The sequence below is a fragment of the Streptococcus mitis genome (genome assembly GCF_047459985.1).
GTDB lineage: Bacteria > Bacillota > Bacilli > Lactobacillales > Streptococcaceae > Streptococcus > Streptococcus mitis_DZ.
The window spans coordinates 44,320-66,395 of the sequence record NZ_JASHHD010000004.1; the positions used below are offsets into that span (position 1 = coordinate 44,320).

Consider the following 22,076-nt stretch of genomic DNA (forward strand, 5'->3'; position numbering starts at 1 on the left):
ATTGTGAGATACTAGTACGGTATTATTTTTAAAGGAGATAGAATCATGAAAATCAAAAAATGGTTAGGTGTAGCAGCCCTTGCTACAGTCGCAGGTTTGGCTCTTGCAGCTTGCGGAAACTCAGAAAAGAAAGCAGACAATGCAACAACTATCAAAATCGCAACGGTTAACCGTAGCGGTTCTGAAGAAAAACGTTGGGACAAAATCCAAGAATTGGTTAAAAAAGACGGCATTACCTTGGAATTTACAGAGTTCACAGACTACTCACAACCAAACAAGGCAACTGCTGATGGCGAAGTAGACTTGAATGCTTTCCAACACTATAACTTCTTGAACAACTGGAACAAAGAAAACGGGAAAGACCTTGTAGCGATTGCTGATACTTACATCTCTCCAATCCGTCTTTACTCAGGTTTGAATGGAAGTGACAACAAGTACACTAAAGTAGAAGACATCCCAGCAAACGGAGAAATTGCTGTACCAAACGACGCTACAAACGAAAGCCGTGCGCTTTACTTGCTTCAATCAGCTGGCTTGATTAAATTGGATGTTTCTGGAACTGCCCTTGCAACAGTTGCTAACATCAAAGAAAATCCAAAGAACTTGAAAATCACTGAATTGGACGCTAGCCAAACAGCTCGTTCATTGTCATCAGTTGACGCTGCCGTTGTAAACAATACCTTCGTTACAGAAGCAAAATTGGACTACAAGAAAGCACTCTTCAAAGAACAAGCTGATGAAAACTCAAAACAATGGTACAACATCATCGTTGCGAAAAAAGATTGGGAAACATCACCTAAGGCTGATGCTATCAAGAAAGTTGTTGCGGCTTACCACACAGATGAAGTGAAAAAAGTTATCGAAGAAACATCAGACGGTTTGGATCAACCAGTTTGGTAATAAGAAACAGGGAGGTGGGAGAGAAAATTCCACCTCTTGCTTTTGTATAGAGCATGGATTGTCAGGAAGAGTAGTTCATAGAAAGGTAGAGAGAGTATGGTTTTTCCTAGTGAACAAGAACAAATTGAAAAATTTGAAAAGGATCATGTAGCCCAACATTATTTTGAGGTTTTGCGTACCTTGATTTCTAAGAAATCGGTCTTTGCCCAGCAGGTTGGACTTAAGGAAGTCGCAACTTATCTGGGTGAGATTTTCAGACGTGTTGGCGCTGAAGTGGAGATTGATGAGAGCTATACGGCGCCCTTTGTTATGGCGCATTTCAAGAGCTCGCGTCCAGATGCTAAGACCTTGATTTTCTATAACCACTATGACACTGTGCCAGCGGATGGGGATCAGGTCTGGACAGAGGATCCCTTTACTCTTTCGGTGCGTGATGGTTTCATGTATGGGCGTGGGGTTGATGACGACAAGGGTCATATCACGGCTCGTTTGAGTGCTTTGAGAAAATATATGCAGCACCATGATGATCTTCCTGTCAACATCAGTTTTATCATGGAGGGAGCGGAGGAATCTGCCTCGACAGACCTAGATAAGTATCTGGAAAAACATGCGGATAAACTTCGTGGTGCGGATTTATTGGTCTGGGAACAAGGAACCAAGAATGCCTTGGAACAACTGGAAATTTCTGGTGGAAATAAGGGGATTGTGACCTTTGATGCCAGGGTAAAAAGCGCTGATGTGGATATCCACTCTAGTTATGGTGGAGTTGTGGAATCAGCTCCTTGGTACCTCCTTCAAGCCTTACAGTCTCTTCGCGCTGCAGATGGTCGTATCTTGGTTGAAGGCTTATACGAAGAAGTTCAAGAGCCAAATGAACGAGAATTAGCCTTGGTGGACACCTACGCCCAACGAAATTCAGGGGAAATCAGCCAGATTTATGGTTTGGAATTACCTCTCTTACAAGAGGACCGTGCAGCCTTTCTAAAACGATTCTTTTTTGAGCCAGCCCTTAATATCGAAGGTATTCAGTCAGGTTATCAAGGACAAGGAGTTAAAACGATTTTGCCAGCAGAAGCCAGTGCTAAGCTAGAAGTTCGTTTGGTTCCTGGTCTAGAACCGCATGATGTTCTGGAAAAAATTCGGAAACAGCTAGACAAAAATGGCTTTGATAAGGTAGAATTATACTATACCTTGGGAGAGATGAGCTATCGAAGCGATATGAGCGCGCCAGCTATTCTCAATGTAATCGAGTTGGCTAAGAAATTCTATCCACAGGGCGTTTCAGTCTTGCCGACTACAGCTGGGACAGGGCCTATGCATACGGTCTTTGATGTCCTAGAGGTGCCAATGGTGGCCTTCGGTCTAGGAAATGCCAATAGTCGAGACCACGGTGGAGATGAGAACGTGAGAATCGCCGATTACTACACCCATATTGAATTAGTAGAGGAGCTGATTAGAAGCTATGAGTAGAGATATTATCAAGTTGGATCAGATCGATGTGACTTTTCATCAAAAGAAGAGAACCATCACAGCGGTCAAGGATGTGACCATTCACATCCAAGAAGGGGATATCTACGGAATCGTTGGATATTCTGGAGCAGGGAAATCAACCCTTGTACGGGTGATTAACCTCTTGCAAAAGCCATCTGCAGGGAAAATCACCATTGACGACGATGTGATTTTTGATGGCAAAGTGACCTTGACGGCTGAGCAGTTACGTCGTAAACGTCAAGATATTGGAATGATTTTCCAGCATTTTAACCTCATGAGTCAAAAGACAGCAGAGGAGAATGTAGCCTTTGCTCTTAAACACTCTGGACTCAGCAAGGAAGAAAAGAAAACTAAAGTAGCCAAGTTGTTGGATTTGGTTGGCTTGGCAGACCGTGCTGAAAACTATCCTTCACAACTATCTGGAGGGCAAAAACAGCGTGTGGCCATTGCGCGTGCTTTGGCAAATGATCCAAAAATCTTGATTTCAGATGAGTCAACTTCTGCCCTTGATCCGAAGACAACCAAGCAGATTTTGGCCTTGTTGCAAGATTTGAACCAAAAATTAGGTTTGACTGTTGTCTTGATTACGCATGAAATGCAGATTGTCAAAGACATTGCTAATCGTGTGGCAGTCATGCAGGATGGGCATTTGATTGAAGAGGGTAGTGTCCTTGAAATCTTCTCAGACCCTAAACAACCTTTGACTCAAGACTTTATCTCAACTGCGACAGGTATTGACGAAGCTATGGTTAAGATTGAGAAGCAAGAAATCGTGGAACATTTGTCTGACAATAGCATTCTGGTGCAACTCAAATATGCAGGAACATCTACAGATGAGCCACTTTTGAATGAATTGTACAAGCACTACCAAGTAACGGCCAATATTCTCTATGGGAATATTGAAATTTTGGATGGCACTCCAGTGGGTGAACTTGTGGTTGTTTTATCTGGAGAAAAAGAAGCGCTGGCGAACGCTCAAGATGCCATTCGTCAAGCAGGTGTGCAACTAAAAGTATTGAAGGGAGGACAGTGAGATGGCAGACTTGATTCAAACATATTTACCAAACGTCTACAAGATGGGTTGGTCTGGTCAGGCTGGCTGGGGAACAGCTATCTACTTGACTCTTTATATGACGGTTCTTTCCTTTATCATCGGAGGATTTTTGGGGCTAGTTGCAGGGCTTTTCCTTGTCTTGACAGCGCCAGGTGGTGTCTTGGAAAATAAGGTCGTTTTCTGGATTTTAGACAAGATTACTTCTATTTTCCGTGCGGTTCCATTTATCATTCTCTTGGCAGTTTTGTCACCTTTTTCACACCTGCTCGTAGGAACAAGTATCGGACCAAACGCCGCTATTGTACCGTTATCTTTTGCAGTATTTGCCTTCTTTGCCCGTCAGGTGCAGGTTGTCTTGGCTGAGTTAGATGGCGGTGTCATTGAGGCGGCTCAAGCGAGCGGAGCGACCTTCTGGGATATCGTGGGTGTTTACCTATCAGAAGGTCTTCCAGATTTGATCCGTGTGACGACTGTGACCTTGATTTCCCTTGTTGGGGAAACAGCTATGGCGGGGGCAGTTGGAGCTGGTGGTATCGGTAACGTAGCCATCGCTTATGGATTTAACCGTTACAATCACGATGTGACCATCTTGGCAACCATCATTATCATTTTGATTATCTTTACAATCCAGTTCTTGGGAGACTTCTTGACCAAGAAATTGAGCCATAAATAAAAAGAGCCGTGTGGCTCTTTTTATTTATCAAATTTTCTGCGCAAATTTTTTACTTAAGACTTGTCCAATCAAGGCACCAACTAGGGCTCCGATGACAATACTTGCGATAAAAAGAAGGATAGTTCCAGGATTTGGTGCAACCATGATACGATCGATATATTCTTGAGATTTTCCTCTTGCGAGAAGGGTTGCCATATAGGCTTTGGGGGCAATCCACATAAGTAAGATTGGACCAGTTGAGCTAAAGGCGAAAATAACGAAAGAAAGGAAGTTCTTAGTTTGGTCCTTGTATTTGCCTAAATGAGCTACTCCATCTGCTAGGAGACCACAGATAATTCCAGGAAGGAAGGCACCGGCGCCGTGTTTAGTTCCCAAGAAAAAGAGGGCGATGACAATGCCGATAGTGGTAATGGCTCCAAAGCGCGGAACTTTTGCGACCAGGATCATATAGACGCTACCGCCGACAAGGGCAGTAAAGGCAGGTGCATAAAACATGTTTCCAGTTTGGTCGAGGAGATTGCCCAAAAGGACACCAATCCCCATGCAGAGGAAGTAAAGAACTGCAAAAAGCAGTGTAGTTAAGATAGATTTTTTCATGAATTGTCTCCTGATAATTTTCTCACAATTCTCATTGTACCACGGTTTGGTGGGATTGTAAATGGATAGTCTATGTTTTTGAAAACGCTTGAAATATGATATAATAGTTTCATAGTTATTTTTAGGGGGATATCATGGGTAGATTTTTAGACTTTGTCTTTAATCGTTTCTTTTTAGGGATGATTGCGACAGCCTTCTTTTGGCTATTAACCTTGGCAGGAGGGATTATTCTTGGTCTAGCGCCAGCTAGTGCCACCTTGATGAGCCTATATGCAGAACATGGTTATAGCTTTCGGGAATATAGTTTGAAGGAAGCTTGGTCTCTTTATAAGCAAAATTTTATCTCAAGCAACCTGATTTTCTATAGCTTTTTAGGGGTGGATCTAGTTTTAATCTATGGCTTGTATCTCTTGGTGCAATTGCCTCATCAGACCATCGTTCATTTGATTGCCACCTTTTTGAATGTCCTAGTAGTCGCACTGATCTTTTTAGCCTATACAGTGTCTTTGAAACTACAAGTTTATTTTGACTTGTCCTATCGAAATAGTCTCAAACTATCCTTGATTGGCATCTTTATGAGCCTAGCAGCTGTGGCAAAGGTTTTTCTTGGGACAGTGCTACTTGTGGCAATTGGTTACTATATGCCTGCTCTTCTCTTTTTTGTAGGAATTGGGATGTGGCATTTCTTTATCAGTGATATGTTGGAACCGGTCTATGAAAGTATCCATGAAAAATTGGCGACAAAATAGAATGAAGCAGTTTTGGCTACATACGCTTCTGAGAACCTACAGTTCAGTTATGATGATTATTATTGCGAGTTTTGCAATCTTACTTTCGTACGCTGACTGGGATTCACGGGAAAAGGAAGCCCAGAGAGTAGCCCAGCGTGTAACCACTCGAACAGTCGATGAGGTAGAGTATTATTATCGGGAGTCAGCTCAGCTAGCACAAGAGTTAGTAGCCAATCAAGACCGTATACAAGGGATTTATAAGTACTTTAGCCTGTCAACTTCTGAGTATTTTTATTGGCTGTTGGAGCATCAAGCAGCTTCGTCAACTTCTATTTCTCTGTATGAAAATATTGATGATCTGTATGTTCAAAATGACTCTATAACGGGTGTTGCAATCGTCTTGCAGGATTTTAAAGAAGTTTATGTTTCAACAAGGGATAAAAGAAGTGGTCATGTCTTGCCTGCTGAAGCCTTTAAACCGGAGGCCAATAGTTTTGGAATTCCTGTTCTGGATCCAGCAACGGATCAATCTATAGGAGTGATATACATCTCCTTGGATCCAGAAGTTTTATATCATGCCATTGACAATACCCGAGGTCATATCCCGATGGCCGTTACTGTGACATCGCCTTTTGATACGGAGATTTTTCATATTGGTGAGAGGCTCAATAGGGAACATGAGAACTGGTTTGTTGGTATGACATCTCATGGCTATCAGGTTCAGGTGGCAGTTCCTAAAAACTTTGTTTTACAAGGAACAGTGACTAGCTCTGCTTTGATTGTGGGCTTGAGCCTTCTCTTTATTGTTATTCTTTATCTGACTTTGAGGCAGACCTTTGCTAATTACCAAAAGCAGGTAGTGGATTTGGTGGATTCCATTCAAGCTATTGCTCAAGGACAAGAAGGTCTTCGCATTGATACGCTTGAGAAGGATCAGGAATTGCTCCTAATCGCAGAGACGACCAATGATATGTTGGATCGATTAGAAAAGAATATCCATGATATTTACCAGTTAGAACTTAGTCAAAAAGATGCCAACATGCGAGCCTTACAGGCGCAAATCAATCCTCATTTTATGTATAATACGCTGGAGTTCTTGCGCATGTATGCAGTTATGCAGAGTCAAGACGAGTTGGCAGATATCATTTATGAGTTTAGTAGTCTCTTGCGTAATAATATTTCTGACGAAAGAGAAACCCTTCTCAAACAGGAATTAGAATTTTGTCGTAAATACAGTTATCTCTGCATGGTTCGCTATCCTAAATCCATTGCCTATGGTTTCAAGATAGATCCAGGGTTAGAAAATATGAAGATTCCTAAGTTTACCTTGCAACCGCTAGTAGAAAATTATTTCGCGCATGGTGTTGACCATAGACGGACAGATAATGTGATAAGCATCAAGGCTCTTAAACGAGATGGTTTAGTGGAAATTTTGGTGGTCGATAATGGCCGTGGTATGTCGGCTGAAAAGCTGGCAAAACTCCGAGAAAAATTAAGTCAGAGACAGTTTGAACACCAAGCCAGCTACAGTGGTCAAAAACAGTCTATCGGGATTGCCAATGTACACGAGCGTTTTGTGCTCTATTTTGGGGACCGCTATGGCATTACTATAGAGTCTGCAGAGCAAGCAGGTGTTCAGTATCGTATTACAATTCAAGATGAGTAGAAAGGGAGAAAATGTATAAAGTATTTTTAGTAGATGACGAGTACATGGTGACAGAAGGTCTGAAACGTTTGATTCCCTTTGATAAGTGGGATATGGAGGTCGTCGCAACAGCCAGTCATGCCGATGAAGCCCTAGAATATGTTCAGGAAAATCCCGTCGATGTCATCATTTCAGATGTCAATATGCCCGACAAAACAGGGCTTGATATGATTCGGGAGATGAAAGAGATTTTACCAGATGCTGCCTATATCCTGCTGTCAGGTTATCAGGAGTTTGATTACGTAAAAAGAGCTATGAACCTTAGTGTGGTGGACTATTTGGTCAAGCCTGTTGATAAGGTAGAGTTGGGAAATCTGCTGGAAAAGATTGCAGGTCAGCTCGGCGAGAGAGGAAAGAAAAGTCAGACCCTCAGTCAAGATTTAGACGAGGCTGGATTTGTTAGTTATCTGGGAGGTAAGGAGAATTGGTGGATAGGTCTATCCAAGGAAAAACAAGGCTCCTTCACCATTCCCTACTATGTCTTGGGTCAAGACTGGCAGATTTTCATTTCTGACCAACCCCTAGATGGGTTAGTCGTTACAGCTTTTGAAGCTCCTTATCAAGAACACTTTGAACGCTGGAAGCTGAATGCTGAGAAAGCCCTCTTTTACGGCTCTGTAAATCTAAAACAGTCTGAGAGTCTCTTTGCCTATTACGAACCGATTTATAGGGTCATCATTCAGGGAAATCTCAATCAAATCGTAGAAGAGTTGAATCTCTTGGAGAAGGTAGTTCTTGAAAATACACCTCGTGTTCCGATTACCAAACAGCTTTTTATTCAGTTTGTCATGGATGTTTTTCACTTGTTTGAACATCTCAAAGCTGATGACCTGACCGATATCGTCAAAAAGATTCATGCTATTCAATCCTTCGATGAATTGGTTCCTTATATCAAGGAAACTCTGACTCGATTCTTTGGACAATATCGTATGAATGAAAATGTGGTCAGTGTGCTAGAAGTTATTGGGCGTGATTATCAGAAAGAACTTTCTCTCAAGGATATCAGTAAGGATCTCTTTATCAATCCTGTCTATCTGGGGCAGTTGATTAAGCGTGAAACCGATTCGACCTTTGCAGAGCTTTTAAACAAACAACGCATTAAGGCTGCCCAGCAGCTCTTGCTTTCAACTAGTGACAGTATCGAAGATATTTGTTATGCTGTTGGGTACAGTAATGTGGGATATTTCTATAAAGTGTTCCGAAAATTGTGCGGAAAATCGCCAAAAGCCTACCGAAAACAGGTAGAAACTACACTATAAAATTTGTATTCCTTTACAAAAGGTGCTATAATATAAACAATATTATCAGGAGGTTCTATCATGAAAAAGAAACCGATTTATCTATGGGTCTTGCTAATCTTATCTGCTCTTATTTCAGCTATGTCTCTGTTTGGAATTTTGAGTCCCTTGCCTAGCAAAGAAGCCTTTCGTACGAGTCACCCACAAGCTGGGGGTGTCAATGCTCAGCAATTAGAAGATACCATTAATTATAGCTATAAAGTGGCAGAAGCATCTCATTCTATTTTTAATGTTGCTTTGGTTGTGCTATCTGCTATTTTAGTTGTAGTAGCGATTGTCTTCCTTGTTCGTAAGAATTTGCAATATGCAAATTATACTTATGTTGGCTATGTTTTGTTAGCTATTATTGGTTCAATTTATAGCTATGTGACTTTGCAAGATGCTTTACAATTGGTTCAAGATGAGACTATGCGTTTAGGCATAAGTGTTGGTTCAAAAGCTGTTAGCATTTTCTATATCGTCATCAATGTTCTTTTCCTAGCCCTGGTCTTCTATAAGATGTGGCGTCAGCAGAAAGCCTTGGCTGAAGAAGAGGAAACAGAAGATCTTGCCTAAGTATTGACAAAAAATAACTATCAAGATACAATCTTGGTAGTTATTTTTCGATTATAGATAAAATCATGGAGGTAAATATGAAGACAATTTCTTTAGTTTATATCAGTCTGAGCGGCAATACTGAGAGTTTTGTGACCCGCTTGAAAGATTATCTCTTGTCCCAGTACGAGGGAATTGAGGTTCAAAAGATTCATATCAAGGATTTGGTTAAGGAAGACCAAGACTTTTATGAGATGGACCATCCTTATGTCGCTTTTTTGCCGACTTATCTCGAAGGCGGGAATGGCGTGGATAACGGAGATGTTGAGATTTTGACAACACCAGTAGGAGATTTTATCGCCTATGGTGACAATGCTAGTAAGTGTTTTGGTGTGGTTGGTTCAGGAAATCGTAACTTTAATAACCAATACTGTCTGACAGCCAAGCAATACAGTCAACGCTTTGGCTTCCCTGTATTGGCTGACTTTGAAATGCGAGGCATGCTGGGAGATATCAAACGTGTCGCAGCGATTATTGCAGATTTGTATGAGTTGGAAAGTTAAGCTTCGGCTTGACTTTTTATTTATCCCAGGTAGTTCCTATTTTCTATGCTCCAAGAGTTGATTGATATGGTCGACTTTTTTTGATGCTCTTTTATAGAGAATAGTCCAAATGATGAGGTAGACAATCGCAAACTCGATAATGAGCTGGAGGTAGAAAGTCCAGTGGAAGGGGAACCAACCTGCCAGAGTTGCTAGTGGGATAAAGCCGACTAACATGAGGAAAAAATGAGTCAGAGTGGCACGAAGCAAACTCCAGTCACGGTTGAATAATCGTTTCCCAAAGTTGAAGAGAATACCGATGGCTGCCCAAATAAGTGTGCAGTAGAGCAAGACCAGGGCACCGTGAACCTGATGTTGAGCCATCACTTGGCCGATGAGAGATTCAGGACTCAGTGGGGCATAGGTATTTGGGGCATAAATGAGTGAAAAGATAATAGATAGGATGAGGCCGATAAGAACACCGGCAGTTGCATCGTGAAAGATTTGTTTTTTCATAGTTCTAATTTCTCCTTGATGGTTTTTAGGTAACGGCGTGAAGAGTAGGTGAAACTTTCATTTTTTAGAAAGATTTCTACCAGACCGTTGGGAGTTAGCTTGAGATGAGAGATGGAGTTGCTATTGATGATTTCTGATTGGGAAATTTGGATAAAATTGGTTGGCAGAATTTCAAGGACCTGATAGAGTCGCAAATCAATACTGTAGGTCTGATTCGCCGTTTCTGCTAGAACCTTGCGATTCTCGATATAGAAGCGCTGAATCTTGCCAATCTCAACGAGATAGACCTGATTATCGATTTTCCCTTTGATTTTTTCTCTTTGGTCCAGATTTTCTGCAAATTCGATGACTTTCTGAACTTTTTTGGTTTCTTGAGGTGCTTGAACAATCAGCTTTTCTTCCTCGTAAGTCTCGCTAATCTGTAGTTCTACTTTCATAAACGTCTCTCCTTGTTTTTCGTACAAAATTGTGATCACTTCTTGTACACCTTTATTAAACACTATTTTAGGAGAACTGGCAAGGGTCTTTGTCTATGTGGAGGGATTTGGTTCCTATGTGGTGCTGACTTTTTCGGTCCTATCTGAAATATGGTATAATAGCACTAATCAATTTCTAGGAAAAAAGATACGGAAAGGGGCTGAAAGATGTCTCATATTATTGAATTGCCAGAGGTGCTGGCAAACCAGATTGCAGCTGGAGAGGTTATCGAGCGTCCAGCTAGCGTTGTTAAGGAGCTGGTAGAAAACGCCATTGACGCGGGTTCTAGTCAGATTATCATTGAGATTGAGGAAGCAGGTCTCAAGAAAATTCAAATTACAGATAATGGTCATGGAATTGCCCACGATGAGGTGGAATTGGCCCTTCGTCGCCATGCGACCAGTAAAATAAAAAATCAAGCAGACCTCTTTCGGATTCGCACGCTTGGTTTTCGTGGAGAAGCCCTGCCTTCTATAGCGTCTGTCAGTGTTTTGACTCTTTTGACTGCGGTTGAAGGTACCAGTCATGGGACCAAGTTAGTGGCTCGTGGGGGTCAAGTCGAAGAAATCACTCCTGCGACTAGTCCTGTTGGGACCAAGGTTTGTGTGGAGGACCTCTTTTTCAACACACCTGCCCGCCTCAAGTATATGAAGAGTCAGCAGGCAGAGTTGTCTCATATCATTGATATTGTTAATCGTCTAGGGTTGGCCCATCCTGAGATTTCCTTTAGTTTGATTAGTGATGGCAAGGAAATGACACGAACAGCTGGGACGGGTCAACTGCGCCAAGCCATTGCTGGAATTTATGGTTTAGCCAGTGCCAAGAAGATGGTTGAAATTGAGAATGCTGACCTAGATTTCGAAATTTCAGGTTTTGTCTCATTGCCGGAATTAACACGTGCTAATCGCAACTATATCAGTCTTTTTATCAATGGCCGTTATATCAAAAATTTCCTGCTCAATCGTGCCATTTTAGATGGTTACGGTAGCAAGCTCATGGTGGGGCGTTTCCCTCTGGCTGTTATTCATATCCATATTGATCCATATCTAGCAGACGTCAATGTGCATCCAACCAAGCAAGAAGTGCGGATTTCCAAGGAAAGAGAGCTGATGGCGCTGGTTTCAGAAGCTATCGCAAAGAGTCTCAAGGAACAGACCTTGATTCCAGACGCCTTGGAAAATCTTGCCAAATCTACCGTTCGCAATCGTGAAAAAGTAGAGCAAACGACTTTGCCGCTGAGAGAAAATACGCTCTACTATGAGCAAACTGAGCCGACAAGACCTACTCAAGCTGAGGTGGCAGACCATCAGGTGAACCTGACTGAAGAGAAACAGGATTTGAACCTCTTTGCTAAGGAAACATTGGATCAGTTGACCAAGCCAGCTAAACTGCATTTTGCAGAGAGAAAATCGGTCAGCTACGACCAACTGGATCATCCAGAGTTAGATCTAGCTAGTTTGGATAAGGCTTATGATAAGCTGGAAAGGGAAGAGTCGTCTAGCTTCCCAGAGTTGGAATTTTTCGGTCAGATGCACGGAACCTACCTCTTTGCCCAAGGTCGAGATGGGCTCTACATCATAGATCAGCACGCGGCTCAGGAACGGGTTAAGTATGAGGAGTATCGCGAAAGTATTGGCAATGTTGACCAGAGCCAGCAGCAGCTCCTAGTGCCTTACATCTTCGAATTTCCAGCGGATGATGCCCTTCGTCTCAAGGAAAGAATGCCTCTTTTAGAGGAAGTGGGAGTCTTTCTAGCAGAATATGGTGAGAATCAATTCATCCTTCGGGAACATCCTATTTGGATGGCAGAAGAGGAAATCGAGTCTGGTATCTATGAGATGTGTGATATGCTCCTTTTGACAAAGGAAGTTTCTATCAAGAAATACCGAGCAGAGCTGGCCATTATGATGTCCTGCAAACGGTCAATCAAGGCCAACCATCGTATCGATGACCACTCAGCCAGACAGCTTCTCTATCAACTCTCTCAATGCGACAACCCATACAATTGTCCCCACGGACGTCCTGTTTTGGTCCACTTTACCAAGTCAGATATGGAAAAGATGTTCCGTCGCATTCAAGAAAATCATACTAGCCTACGAGAACTAGGAAAATACTAATACTCTTCGAAAATCTCTTTAAACTGCGTCAGCCTTACCTTGCCTAACTCAAGTTATGCCTACGGTTAGCTTCCTAGTTTACTCTTTGATTTTCATTGAGTATAAATTGAAGGGAAAATTATGTACGAATATCTAAAGGGTATTATTACCAAAATTACTGCTAAATACATCGTCCTAGAAGCAAATGGTATCGGTTATATCCTGCATGTGGCCAACCCCTATGCTTACTCAGGACAAGTCAACCAAGAAGCGCAAATCTATGTGCATCAAGTCGTTCGCGAAGATGCTCACCTGCTTTACGGTTTCCGTTCGGAAGACGAGAAAAAACTCTTTCTCAGTTTGATTTCGGTGTCGGGCATTGGTCCTGTATCAGCTCTTGCCATTATTGCAGCTGATGACAATGCAGGCCTTGTCCAAGCTATCGAAAGCAAGAACATCACTTACTTGACCAAGTTTCCGAAGATCGGCAAGAAAACAGCCCAACAGATGGTTTTGGACCTAGAAGGTAAGGTGGTTGTGGCAGGTGATGACTTCCCTGCTAAGACTGCTATTCCATCTAGCAACGACAACCAAGAATTGGAAGAAGCCATGGAAGCCATGTTGGCCTTGGGCTACAAGGCGGCTGAGCTTAAGAAAATCAAGAAATTCTTTGAAGGAACGACAGATACAGCAGAAAATTACATTAAATCTGCTCTCAAGATGTTGGTGAAATAGGAGAAGTCTATGCCAAAACGCTGTGGCTGGGTTAAAATGAACAACCCTCTGTATGTAGCCTACCATGATGAAGAGTGGGGCCAACCCCTACATGATGATCAAGCATTGTTTGAGTTGTTGTGTATGGAGACCTATCAGGCAGGCCTGTCTTGGGAAACGGTGCTCAATAAACGCCAAGCCTTCCGTCAAGCTTTTCATGGTTACCAAATTCAAGCTGTTGCAGACATGACGGATGAAGAGCTGGAATCTTTGTTAGACAATCCAGCTATCATTCGTCATCGCGCCAAGATATTTGCGACGCGAGCTAATGCCCAGGCCTTTCTACAAGTTCAGAAAGAGTATGGCTCTTTTGATGCTTATCTCTGGTCTTTTGTAGATGGAAAAACCATCGTTAATGATATCCCGGACTACAGTCAAGCACCAGCCAAAACGCCTTTGTCTGAAAAAATATCCAAGGATCTCAAAAAATGTGGTTTTAAGTTCACTGGACCAGTCGCTGTCTTGTCCTATCTGCAGGCTGCAGGTCTGGTTGACGACCACGAGAATGATTGTGAATGGAAGGGAAAGTGAAATGAAGTCTAACAAAAATAAGGGAATTCTGATTTTTGCGATTCTTTATACAGTTCTCTTTGTGTTTGGTGGTGTGAAATTGCTGGCTGCTTTGATGCCATCTGCCATTGCGAATTATCTACATTATCTACTCTATGTAGTATTAGCTCTATATGGCTCTTTCTTGTGCAAGGATAGATTGATTCAACAATGGAATGAGATCAGAAAGACTAAAAGAAAATTCTTCTTTGGCGTTTTAAAAGGCTGCCTCTTTCTTATTCTGATGACTGTTGTCTTTGGCTCTATATCAGAAATGTTGAGGCAGTTTTTGGGACTGGACGGACAAAGTCTAAATCAGTCGAATCTTCAAAGCATCTTTCAAGAACAACCACTACTGATAGCGGTTTTTGCCTGCATCATTGGACCTTTGATGGAAGAACTCTTATTCCGTCAAATTCTATTGAGATATTTGAGAAGAAGTCTGCCAACTTGGCTGAGTATCTTTATAGTCGCACTTGCCTTTGCTTTAATCCATATGCACAGTTTGTCTTTGTCAGAGTGGATTGGTGCAGTCGGATACCTAGGTGGTGGCTTTGCCTTTTCTATCATTTATGTGAAAGAAAAGGAGAATGTCTACTATCCCTTACTGGTTCATATGTTAGGCAACAGCCTCGCCTTGATCATTGTAGCTATCAGTAGTATGTGATGAAAATGCTAGTAACGATACTGAAAAAAGCTGAGAAATTCTTCCCAGCTTTATTTGTTATAGTCAAAGCGAATGACTTGCTCCTGTGCATCCACATAAGCGTGAACGCCAAAGGGCACAATGGCTCTTGGTGTCGCATGGCCGACATTCAGATTATAGACAATCGGGATATTACTGTCAATGATGTCCAGTAGTGCTTCCTTATAGTCGTCATAAAAGGTTTCATCCATTGGCTTTCCGACCAAGAGTCCGCTGATGACCTCGAATATCCCAGTTTCCTTTAAAGTCTGCAACATCTTTTTGAAATATTCTGGCTCAGGCTTTTCTTCGCTTGTCTCTATCAAGAGGATCTTTCCTTCCCAGTCTGACAAGTCAGGGAAAAGTTTGTATTTTTGGCAGAGCTCCGTGCTGTCTGCGTATCGAGAGTTGTCAAAGATATCGTAGAGAGATTCGAGGCAACCACCGAGGATTTCTCCCTCGAACTGGGCATTTCCTTGTAACAAGTCAAAACCAGTATTTGTATGATTGATACGAGGTGTTCCTAGAGCTTTGGGACTGAAGTCAGTTCGTTCCTCATACCAAACGTCACTAGGGCGGATTTCTGAGATTCTTCCCGTCTCAATCAATTCTTTAAAGTAGTGAAGGCTATAGGCTAACATTTCTTTGTCTAATTCACAAATGTCTGCTAAAAAGGATTGACCATAAAAAGTTTTAACACCTAGTTTATGCAACATGAGATGGTTCATGGTTGTATCTGAGAAACCAAGAAAAATCTTTTGTTTGATAACTTTTTCTAGTTGCTCATTTTCAAAAAGGTAGGGCAACAAACGATAGGTATCATCTCCACCGATGGCGCATAGGATCATGTCGATACTATCATCAGAAAAGGCTTGCATCAAATCCTCCGCACGTGCTTCAGGATGGTCCTTGATAAAGTCTAAGCCTTTTAACGAATGGGGCAAAAAGATAGGATTGAGTCCTAGATCCTTGAGACGTTGAATACCCAAGTCCACTTCGTGTTTGACAAAGTCTTCTCCGATAATGCCACTAGACAAACTAACAATACCAATAGTAGAAACCATATCTCATCCTCCTAGAAATAAATTGATGCTATTGTATCACAAAAGATGAGGAGAAACAACAAGAATTAGAATCAGAAAATGGCTTTTAGATCACGAAAGTAGTAAAAAAGCAACCGTTCGATGTGGTTGCTTTTTATAGTAGTTGCATTCTTATAGAGCAGTAAGGAAGGTCAGTCCGCCAAGGACAACCCCGGCCGAGTTTGGAATGATTAGAATCCAATCTTTCTTAGGCTCTTTTGTCCATCCATAAATGACCCAGATTAAGCAAGAGATTGCGGCAGATAAAGGTTGGAATGGTTGAGCTTTGTTTCCTTGTAAATTGGCAAAAATTTGAGGGATGTAGGCTATAAATACAATAATTCCGATAAAGGCACCAATTGAACCAACAATTTGATTAATTCTCTGTTTAGTCATATATATTTCTCCTTATTATTTTATTAGTATAACAGAAAAACAACTTGGATTCAAGGAAAAACCTCGGGATTCTAAGGAAAGACTTTATATTAGAATGTTATTAGAAAATGTGTCTACTTCTTTTGAGAATCGAAAAATGATTTGGAGACAGAATAAAAGTAGTGTGTCTACAAAACACACTACTTTTTTTGTTTATCTTAATATCTAGCAGGTCCTGCACTTGCGCTCTTAATGTTGAGACGTTTTTTGAGGTAGAAACGTAGGGCAAGGAGAGCTCCTCCAATGACCAACAAAACAAGAGGTGGTAAGCTAATGTTGATGGCTTGTGGAAGGAAGTTACTCAAGAAGAGGATGAAGACCCAAGCAAACATAGTCGCTAACATAACCAAAAGTGATTTCCAGAATGGAGGACGTTGGCTACGGTCAGTATCTGGTCCGTAGTAGCGGTAGATGAAGTGATAGAGAAGGTAGAAGGCAACTCCACCAAAGGCCCCTACACTGAGGAGTGTTACCAATCCGTAAGCTACGGGTTGGTTTGAGAAGAAGCTCATCAAGGCACTAACTACTGCAAACAGTCCTGTAATGAAAAGGGCTGAATCCAACATCATCAATTTTGGATCGTCGTTTTCCTTTGGATGTTCTTTCTCGTATTGCTCTTTTTCGCTAAAGCTGTGAGCCCAGTGAGTTGGTGCTCCGTAGATAGAGCGAGCGGTCACACCTTTTGGTTGTTCTTCTAGGATATGAGGAATGGCCTCTTCAAGGATGGCCTTGATTTCAGCGTCGGTTTTTCCATCTTTAAGAAACTGCTGGGTTGCAATGTGGATAAATTCTTGGTTTTTCTTGGTTAATTCTTTTAAATCAATCTGTGACATAATAACTCCTGTTTAGAACCATTTTTTATGGATGAGGTAAAGAGTGAGAGAAACACTCATAGCAAAGGCGATAAAGACGATGAGCCAGAAAGCATGCGGTTCTCCGTTTAAAGGAATTTCATTATCCTTAAAGTTCATTCCGTAGGCTGAGAAAATCATGGTCGGGATGGACATAACGATGGTCACAAGTGCCAAGGTTTTCATGATATTGTTCTGGTTGTTTGAAATGATAGAAGCGAAGGTCTCTGTCATAGAGTGAAGGACGTTTCCATAGATGTCCGCCATCTCGATGGCCTGTTGCGTTTCAATCAAGGTATCTTCCAGTAAGTCCTCGTCTTCGAGATATTTCTTGATATTGCTAGTTGCGCTGGTCAATTTCTTAATCACGCGCTCATTTGTCTTAAGAGAGGCCTTGAAGTAGACGATGGTCTTTTCCAACTCCATGAGTTCAATCAATTCTTCGTTTCGAGTAGATTTGTGAAGTTGGCTTTCAATCTGCTCACTCTTACGTTCGATTGAACGGAGGGCGGTTAGGTAAATCTCCGCGTTGCGGTAGAGAATCTGGAAGATGAAGCGTGAACGCATGAAGGTATAGAAATTCCGAAGTCTACGATTGATAAAGACATCAAGAAGTGGGAGAGGCTCCAAGCAGGTGGTGATGATCGCCTCTTCTGTGATGATAATCCCCAAGGGAATAGTCACATAGTAGGTTTGATTATTTCTTTCTTCTGTGATTGGGACGTCCACGATAATCAAGGTGTACTCATCTTCGATAGTAATACGAGACATCTCTTCCGCATCGAGCGGTGCTCGAAGGTCGGCAATATCAATATCGAAGGCGTTAGCAATTTCGAGTGATTCATTTTGAGTTGGATTAACGAGATTGATCCAAGTACCCGGTTCAAGCGTATCGATCTCTTTAAATTCAGTTGTTGTAGAGAGAAAAACTTGTTTCATATCCCTTATCCTTTCTCATTTTTCAGATTTTTTCATACCGTACTATTATACTACAAAATCGGCCTTTTGGGTAATAGAATCTCACTTTTTTTGGTATAATGGTAAGCAATAATGGACTAGAAAGAACAAAGATGCAAGATAAAATTGTCATTCATGGGGCTCGTGCCCATAATTTAAAAAATATTGATGTGGAGATTCCACGAGACAAGTTGGTTGTTGTGACTGGTTTGTCAGGTTCTGGGAAATCTAGCCTGGCCTTTGACACCCTCTATGCTGAGGGACAACGTCGCTATGTAGAGAGTTTGTCAGCCTACGCTCGGCAATTCTTGGGAAATATGGAGAAGCCTGATGTAGATGCTATTGATGGTCTCAGCCCAGCTATTTCCATTGACCAAAAAACGACCAGCAAAAACCCTCGTTCGACAGTGGGAACCACGACTGAAATCAATGACTATCTGCGTCTCCTCTACGCACGTGTGGGGACGCCTTACTGTATAAACGGGCATGGGGCTATCAAGGCCTCTTCTGTGGAGCAAATTGTGGATAAGGTTTTGGAGTTACCTGAACGCCAGCGCCTGCAAATTTTAGCTCCAGTCATCCGCAAGAAAAAAGGCCAACATAAGAGTGTCATTGAGAAGGTTCAGAAAGACGGTTATGTTCGTGTCCGTGTGGATGGGGAAGTCTATGATGTGACCGAAGTGCCAGAGTTGTCCAAGAGCAAGCAACACAATATTGATGTCGTAGTTGACCGTATCGTCATCAAGGAGGGCATTCGTAGTCGTCTCTTTGATTCCATTGAGGCAGCCCTTCGTATTGCAGAAGGCTATGTCATTATCGATACTATGGACGACTCTGAGTTACTCTTCTCTGAGCATTATGCTTGTCCAGTTTGTGGTTTTACTGTCCCAGAGTTAGAGCCTCGTCTCTTTTCTTTCAATGCTCCTTTTGGTTCTTGTAGTGAGTGTGACGGCTTGGGCATCAAACTGGAGGTTGATACGGATTTAGTCGTACCAGATGCTAGCAAGACCCTTCGTGAGGGGGCATTAGCACCTTGGAATCCTATCTCTTCTAACTATTATCCAAATATGTTGGAACAAGCCATGACAGCCTTTGGAGTGGACATGGATACTCCTTTTGAGGCCTTGTCTGAGGAGGACAAGCATCTCATCTTCTATGGTTCAGATGGTAAAGAATTCCATTTCCACTATGAAAATGAATTTGGTGGAGTTCGCGACATTGACATTCCTTTTGAAGGTGTTATAGGGAATATTAAGCGACGTTACCATGAAACCAATAGTGATTACACTCGCACTCAGATGCGTCTTTATATGAATGAGTTAACTTGTGGCACTTGTCACGGTTATCGCCTCAATGATCAGGCTTTATCTGTTCGAGTAGGAGGAGAAAAGGGGCTCCATATCGGAGAAATCTCAGATCTGTCTATTGCAGACCACTTGGACTTGGTGAGTCAGTTGACCCTATCTAAAAATGAAGCCATCATTGCTAGGCCTATTCTCAAGGAAATTAATGACCGTTTGACTTTCCTTAACAACGTGGGTCTAAACTATCTGACTCTGTCTCGTTCGGCAGGAACCCTATCGGGTGGAGAAAGCCAACGTATTCGCTTGGCAACTCAGATTGGTTCCAATCTCTCAGGTGTCCTCTATATCCTAGACGAGCCATCTATCGGACTCCACCAAAGGGACAATGACCGTCTGATTGCCAGTCTGAAAAAGATGCGTGATTTGGGCAATACTCTTATCGTGGTGGAACACGACGAAGATACCATGCGCGAGGCGGATTATCTGATTGACGTTGGTCCTGGTGCCGGTGTTTTTGGTGGGGAGATTGTTGCCGCAGGTACGCCTAAGCAAGTGGCTCGTAACAGTAAGTCTATCACAGGCCAGTACTTGTCAGGTAAACGTGCTATTCCAGTGCCAGAAGAGCGCCGTGTCGGAAATGGTCGCTTTATCGAAGTAACAGGTGCGCGTGAGAACAACCTGCAAAATGTCACTGCTCGTTTCCCACTAGGAAAATTTATCGCGGTGACGGGTGTGTCAGGTTCTGGGAAATCTACCTTGATTAACAGCATCCTCAAAAAAGCCATTGCTCAAAAACTCAATCGAAATTCAGACAAGCCTGGAAAGTTTAAGACTATCTCAGGGATTGAGCATATCGATCGTCTGATTGATATTGACCAGAGTCCTATTGGAAGAACACCAAGGTCCAATCCTGCAACCTATACAGGTGTCTTTGATGACATTCGAGATCTCTTTGCTCAGACAAATGAAGCCAAGATTCGAGGTTACAAGAAGGGGCGTTTCAGTTTCAATGTTAAGGGAGGTCGTTGTGAGGCCTGCTCTGGTGACGGGATTATCAAGATTGAAATGCACTTCTTGCCGGATGTTTACGTGGCTTGTGAAGTCTGTCATGGAACCCGCTACAACAGTGAAACGCTGGAAGTTCATTATAAGGAAAAGAACATCGCGCAAGTCTTGGATATGACCGTTAATGACGCAGTCGAATTTTTCCAGCATATTCCAAAAATCCAACGCAAACTTCAGACCATCAAGGATGTAGGGCTAGGCTATGTGACCTTAGGACAGCCAGCTACTACCCTTTCAGGGGGAGAAGCTCAGCGTATGAAGCTGGCTAGTGAACTCCACAAACGCTCGACAGGAAAATCTTTCTACATTCTGGATGAGCCGACGACAGGTCTTCATACCGAGGATATCGCTCGCTTGCTCAAGGTTTTGGCTCGTTTTGTTGACGATGGCAATACAGTCCTTGTTATTGAGCACAATCTGGATGTTATTAAGACGGCAGACCATATCATTGACTTGGGACCTGAGGGCGGTGTCGGTGGTGGAACCATCATCGCAACAGGAACTCCAGAAGAAGTAGCGGCCAACGAAGCTAGCTACACAGGACATTATTTGAAAGGAAAGTTACATCATGAATAAACGTGTACAAGCATTTCTAGCTAAAATGCAAGAAAAAGAACTAGATGGCATTATCATCAACAACCTTAAAAACGTCTATTATTTGACTGGTTTTTGGGGTTCAAATGGGACAGTCTTCATCAGCCGTGATCGTCAGGTCTTGGTGACGGATTCTCGCTATATTATCGCAGCTAAGCAAGAAACCAGTGGTTTTGAGATTGTGGCTGACCGTGATGAATTGGCTGTCCTTGCAGGCATTGTCAAGGATATGGGCTTGTCTCGTATTGGTTTTGAAGATGAGATTTCAGTTTCTTATTATCATCGTATGCAGACGGCCTTTGAAGGTTTAGAACTAGTTCCACAGACACAGTTTGTTGAAGCCCTTCGAATGATTAAAGATGAGGCGGAGATTGCAGCGATTCGCAAGGCATGTTCTATTTCAGACCAAGCTTTCCGCGATGCGCTTGACTTTATCAAACCAGGTAAGACAGAAATTGAAATTGCCAACTTCCTCGACTTCCGCATGCGTGAATTAGGCGCTGCAGGATTGTCTTTCGATACAATCTTAGCGAGTGGAATCAATTCTTCTAAACCTCATGCTCACCCAATGCACAAGCCAGTAGAACTAGGCGAGGCTATTACCATGGACTTTGGTTGCCTATATAATCACTATGTAAGTGATATGACACGTACCATCTACCTAGGCCATGTCAGTGATGAACAAGCAGAAATTTACAATACAGTTCTCAAAGCTAACCAAGCTCTAATCGACCAGGCTAAGGCTGGCTTAGGATTCCGCGATTTTGACAAGATTCCTCGTGACATTATCGTGGAAGCAGGCTATGGAGAATACTTTACTCATGGTATCGGCCATGGTATCGGCCTTGATATCCACGAAGAACCTTACTTTAGCCAAACATCGAAAGAAACTATTAAAGCAGGTATGGCCTTGACCGATGAACCAGGTATCTATATCGAAGGCAAATACGGAGTTCGTATCGAAGATGATATTCTCATTACAGATACAGGTTGTGAATTATTGACCCTAGCTCCAAAAGAGTTGATAGTCATTTAGTTATTTGTCAAGAAAAAAGTGCGAAAATGACGAAAAAAATCAAAAAAATTTAAAAATAGGTCGCAAGTCGGATGTTTTTTATGGTATAATAGACTAAACTGATAGTAACATGTAGCGAAAGGGGTAGGTA

Annotated in this window: 22 protein-coding genes; 15 read left to right on the forward strand and 7 right to left on the reverse strand. The window is 42.3% G+C overall.

The features are described from left to right. The first annotated feature begins 45 nt into the window (after positions 1 to 45). The 4 genes from QM959_RS03935 to QM959_RS03950 all read left to right on the forward strand — a co-directional run bounded on the left by QM959_RS03935 (position 46) and on the right by QM959_RS03950 (position 4,118). Positions 46 to 900 (forward strand): MetQ/NlpA family ABC transporter substrate-binding protein, encoded by an 855-nt coding sequence (locus QM959_RS03935; protein ID WP_000694524.1) that lies wholly within the window; start codon positions 46 to 48, stop codon positions 898 to 900. Positions 901 to 996: 96 nt separating this feature from the next. Continuing rightward, positions 997 to 2,370, forward strand: a complete 1,374-nt coding sequence (locus QM959_RS03940; protein ID WP_414371576.1) for a M20 family metallopeptidase — start codon at positions 997 to 999, stop codon at positions 2,368 to 2,370. Beyond that, entirely contained in the window at positions 2,363 to 3,424 is a 1,062-nt protein-coding gene (locus QM959_RS03945) for a methionine ABC transporter ATP-binding protein (protein ID WP_414371578.1), read from the forward strand. Before QM959_RS03940 ends, QM959_RS03945 begins: the two co-directional genes overlap by 8 nt. 1 nt (position 3,425) lies before the next feature. Further along, positions 3,426 to 4,118 carry a methionine ABC transporter permease gene (locus tag QM959_RS03950; RefSeq protein ID WP_414371580.1) on the forward strand — a complete coding sequence of 231 codons (693 nt, stop codon included), beginning with the start codon at positions 3,426 to 3,428 and terminating at the stop codon, positions 4,116 to 4,118. A gap of 27 nt (positions 4,119 to 4,145) precedes the next feature. Here the strand turns inward: QM959_RS03950 and QM959_RS03955 are convergent, their stop codons facing one another. Continuing rightward, positions 4,146 to 4,715, reverse strand: a complete 570-nt coding sequence (locus QM959_RS03955; RefSeq protein ID WP_414371582.1) for an MptD family putative ECF transporter S component — start codon at positions 4,713 to 4,715, stop codon at positions 4,146 to 4,148. 134 nt (positions 4,716 to 4,849) lie between these two features. Here QM959_RS03955 and QM959_RS03960 point away from each other — a divergent pair, with 134 nt between their 5' ends. The 5 genes from QM959_RS03960 to nrdI all read left to right on the forward strand — a co-directional run bounded on the left by QM959_RS03960 (position 4,850) and on the right by nrdI (position 9,546). Then, the gene (locus tag QM959_RS03960; RefSeq protein WP_414371583.1) at positions 4,850 to 5,464 is read left to right on the forward strand and encodes a YesL family protein; all 615 of its coding nucleotides are present in this window, start codon (positions 4,850 to 4,852) and stop codon (positions 5,462 to 5,464) included. Continuing rightward, positions 5,442 to 7,112: a sensor histidine kinase gene (locus QM959_RS03965; RefSeq protein WP_414371584.1), complete on the forward strand. Its 1,671-nt coding sequence runs from the start codon at positions 5,442 to 5,444 to the stop codon at positions 7,110 to 7,112. The genes QM959_RS03960 and QM959_RS03965 overlap by 23 nt, the downstream gene beginning before the upstream one ends. An 11-nt stretch (positions 7,113 to 7,123) precedes the next feature. After that, on the forward strand, positions 7,124 to 8,410 hold the full coding sequence (locus tag QM959_RS03970) for a response regulator (RefSeq protein WP_414371586.1): 1,287 nt from the start codon (positions 7,124 to 7,126) through the stop codon (positions 8,408 to 8,410). 60 nt (positions 8,411 to 8,470) lie between these two features. Further along, the gene (locus tag QM959_RS03975) at positions 8,471 to 9,004 is read left to right on the forward strand and encodes an ABC transporter permease (RefSeq protein ID WP_414371588.1); all 534 of its coding nucleotides are present in this window, start codon (positions 8,471 to 8,473) and stop codon (positions 9,002 to 9,004) included. Positions 9,005 to 9,081: 77 nt separating this feature from the next. Further along, a complete protein-coding gene (gene nrdI / locus QM959_RS03980; protein WP_414371589.1) occupies positions 9,082 to 9,546 on the forward strand; it encodes a class Ib ribonucleoside-diphosphate reductase assembly flavoprotein NrdI in 465 nt (154 codons plus the stop codon). Positions 9,547 to 9,582: 36 nt separating this feature from the next. Here nrdI and QM959_RS03985 read toward each other — a convergent pair whose 3' ends face one another. Together QM959_RS03985 and QM959_RS03990 are read right to left on the reverse strand one after the other, a co-directional pair. Continuing rightward, complete coding sequence (locus QM959_RS03985) at positions 9,583 to 10,041, reverse strand: DUF3021 domain-containing protein (RefSeq protein ID WP_414371591.1); 459 nt, start codon at positions 10,039 to 10,041, stop codon at positions 9,583 to 9,585. Next, positions 10,038 to 10,478 (reverse strand): LytTR family DNA-binding domain-containing protein, encoded by a 441-nt coding sequence (locus QM959_RS03990; protein ID WP_414371593.1) that lies wholly within the window; start codon positions 10,476 to 10,478, stop codon positions 10,038 to 10,040. The genes QM959_RS03985 and QM959_RS03990 overlap by 4 nt, the downstream gene beginning before the upstream one ends. A 207-nt stretch (positions 10,479 to 10,685) precedes the next feature. On the opposite strand from QM959_RS03990, the gene mutL reads away from it, so the two are divergent. The 4 genes from mutL (at position 10,686) to QM959_RS04010 (ending at position 14,604) form a co-directional block, all read left to right on the forward strand. Further along, a complete protein-coding gene (mutL, locus tag QM959_RS03995) occupies positions 10,686 to 12,635 on the forward strand; it encodes a DNA mismatch repair endonuclease MutL (RefSeq protein ID WP_414371595.1) in 1,950 nt (649 codons plus the stop codon). A 120-nt stretch (positions 12,636 to 12,755) separates the two neighbouring features. Next, entirely contained in the window at positions 12,756 to 13,349 is a 594-nt protein-coding gene (gene ruvA / locus QM959_RS04000; RefSeq protein WP_247913165.1) for a Holliday junction branch migration protein RuvA, read from the forward strand. Positions 13,350 to 13,358: 9 nt separating this feature from the next. Next, entirely contained in the window at positions 13,359 to 13,919 is a 561-nt protein-coding gene (locus QM959_RS04005) for a DNA-3-methyladenine glycosylase I (RefSeq protein WP_247913164.1), read from the forward strand. A gap of 1 nt (position 13,920) precedes the next feature. Continuing rightward, entirely contained in the window at positions 13,921 to 14,604 is a 684-nt protein-coding gene (locus tag QM959_RS04010) for a CPBP family intramembrane glutamic endopeptidase (protein ID WP_373075526.1), read from the forward strand. A 50-nt stretch (positions 14,605 to 14,654) separates the two neighbouring features. Here QM959_RS04010 and QM959_RS04015 read toward each other — a convergent pair whose 3' ends face one another. The 4 genes from QM959_RS04015 to QM959_RS04030 all read right to left on the reverse strand — a co-directional run bounded on the left by QM959_RS04015 (position 14,655) and on the right by QM959_RS04030 (position 17,929). Further along, positions 14,655 to 15,686 carry a S66 family peptidase gene (locus QM959_RS04015; protein WP_414371597.1) on the reverse strand — a complete coding sequence of 344 codons (1,032 nt, stop codon included), beginning with the start codon at positions 15,684 to 15,686 and terminating at the stop codon, positions 14,655 to 14,657. A gap of 150 nt (positions 15,687 to 15,836) precedes the next feature. Next, positions 15,837 to 16,100: a SemiSWEET family transporter gene (locus tag QM959_RS04020; RefSeq protein ID WP_000166358.1), complete on the reverse strand. Its 264-nt coding sequence runs from the start codon at positions 16,098 to 16,100 to the stop codon at positions 15,837 to 15,839. Positions 16,101 to 16,297: 197 nt separating this feature from the next. Then, positions 16,298 to 16,972: a DUF1129 domain-containing protein gene (locus QM959_RS04025; protein ID WP_414371600.1), complete on the reverse strand. Its 675-nt coding sequence runs from the start codon at positions 16,970 to 16,972 to the stop codon at positions 16,298 to 16,300. Positions 16,973 to 16,984: 12 nt separating this feature from the next. Continuing rightward, positions 16,985 to 17,929 carry a magnesium transporter CorA family protein gene (locus tag QM959_RS04030; protein WP_414371602.1) on the reverse strand — a complete coding sequence of 315 codons (945 nt, stop codon included), beginning with the start codon at positions 17,927 to 17,929 and terminating at the stop codon, positions 16,985 to 16,987. Between the two features lie 131 nt (positions 17,930 to 18,060). On the opposite strand from QM959_RS04030, the gene uvrA reads away from it, so the two are divergent. Further along, on the forward strand, positions 18,061 to 20,892 hold the full coding sequence (gene uvrA / locus QM959_RS04035; protein WP_414371604.1) for an excinuclease ABC subunit UvrA: 2,832 nt from the start codon (positions 18,061 to 18,063) through the stop codon (positions 20,890 to 20,892). Beyond that, complete coding sequence (locus QM959_RS04040; protein WP_414371606.1) at positions 20,885 to 21,946, forward strand: M24 family metallopeptidase; 1,062 nt, start codon at positions 20,885 to 20,887, stop codon at positions 21,944 to 21,946. Before uvrA ends, QM959_RS04040 begins: the two co-directional genes overlap by 8 nt. Positions 21,947 to 22,076: the final 130 nt, after the last annotated feature.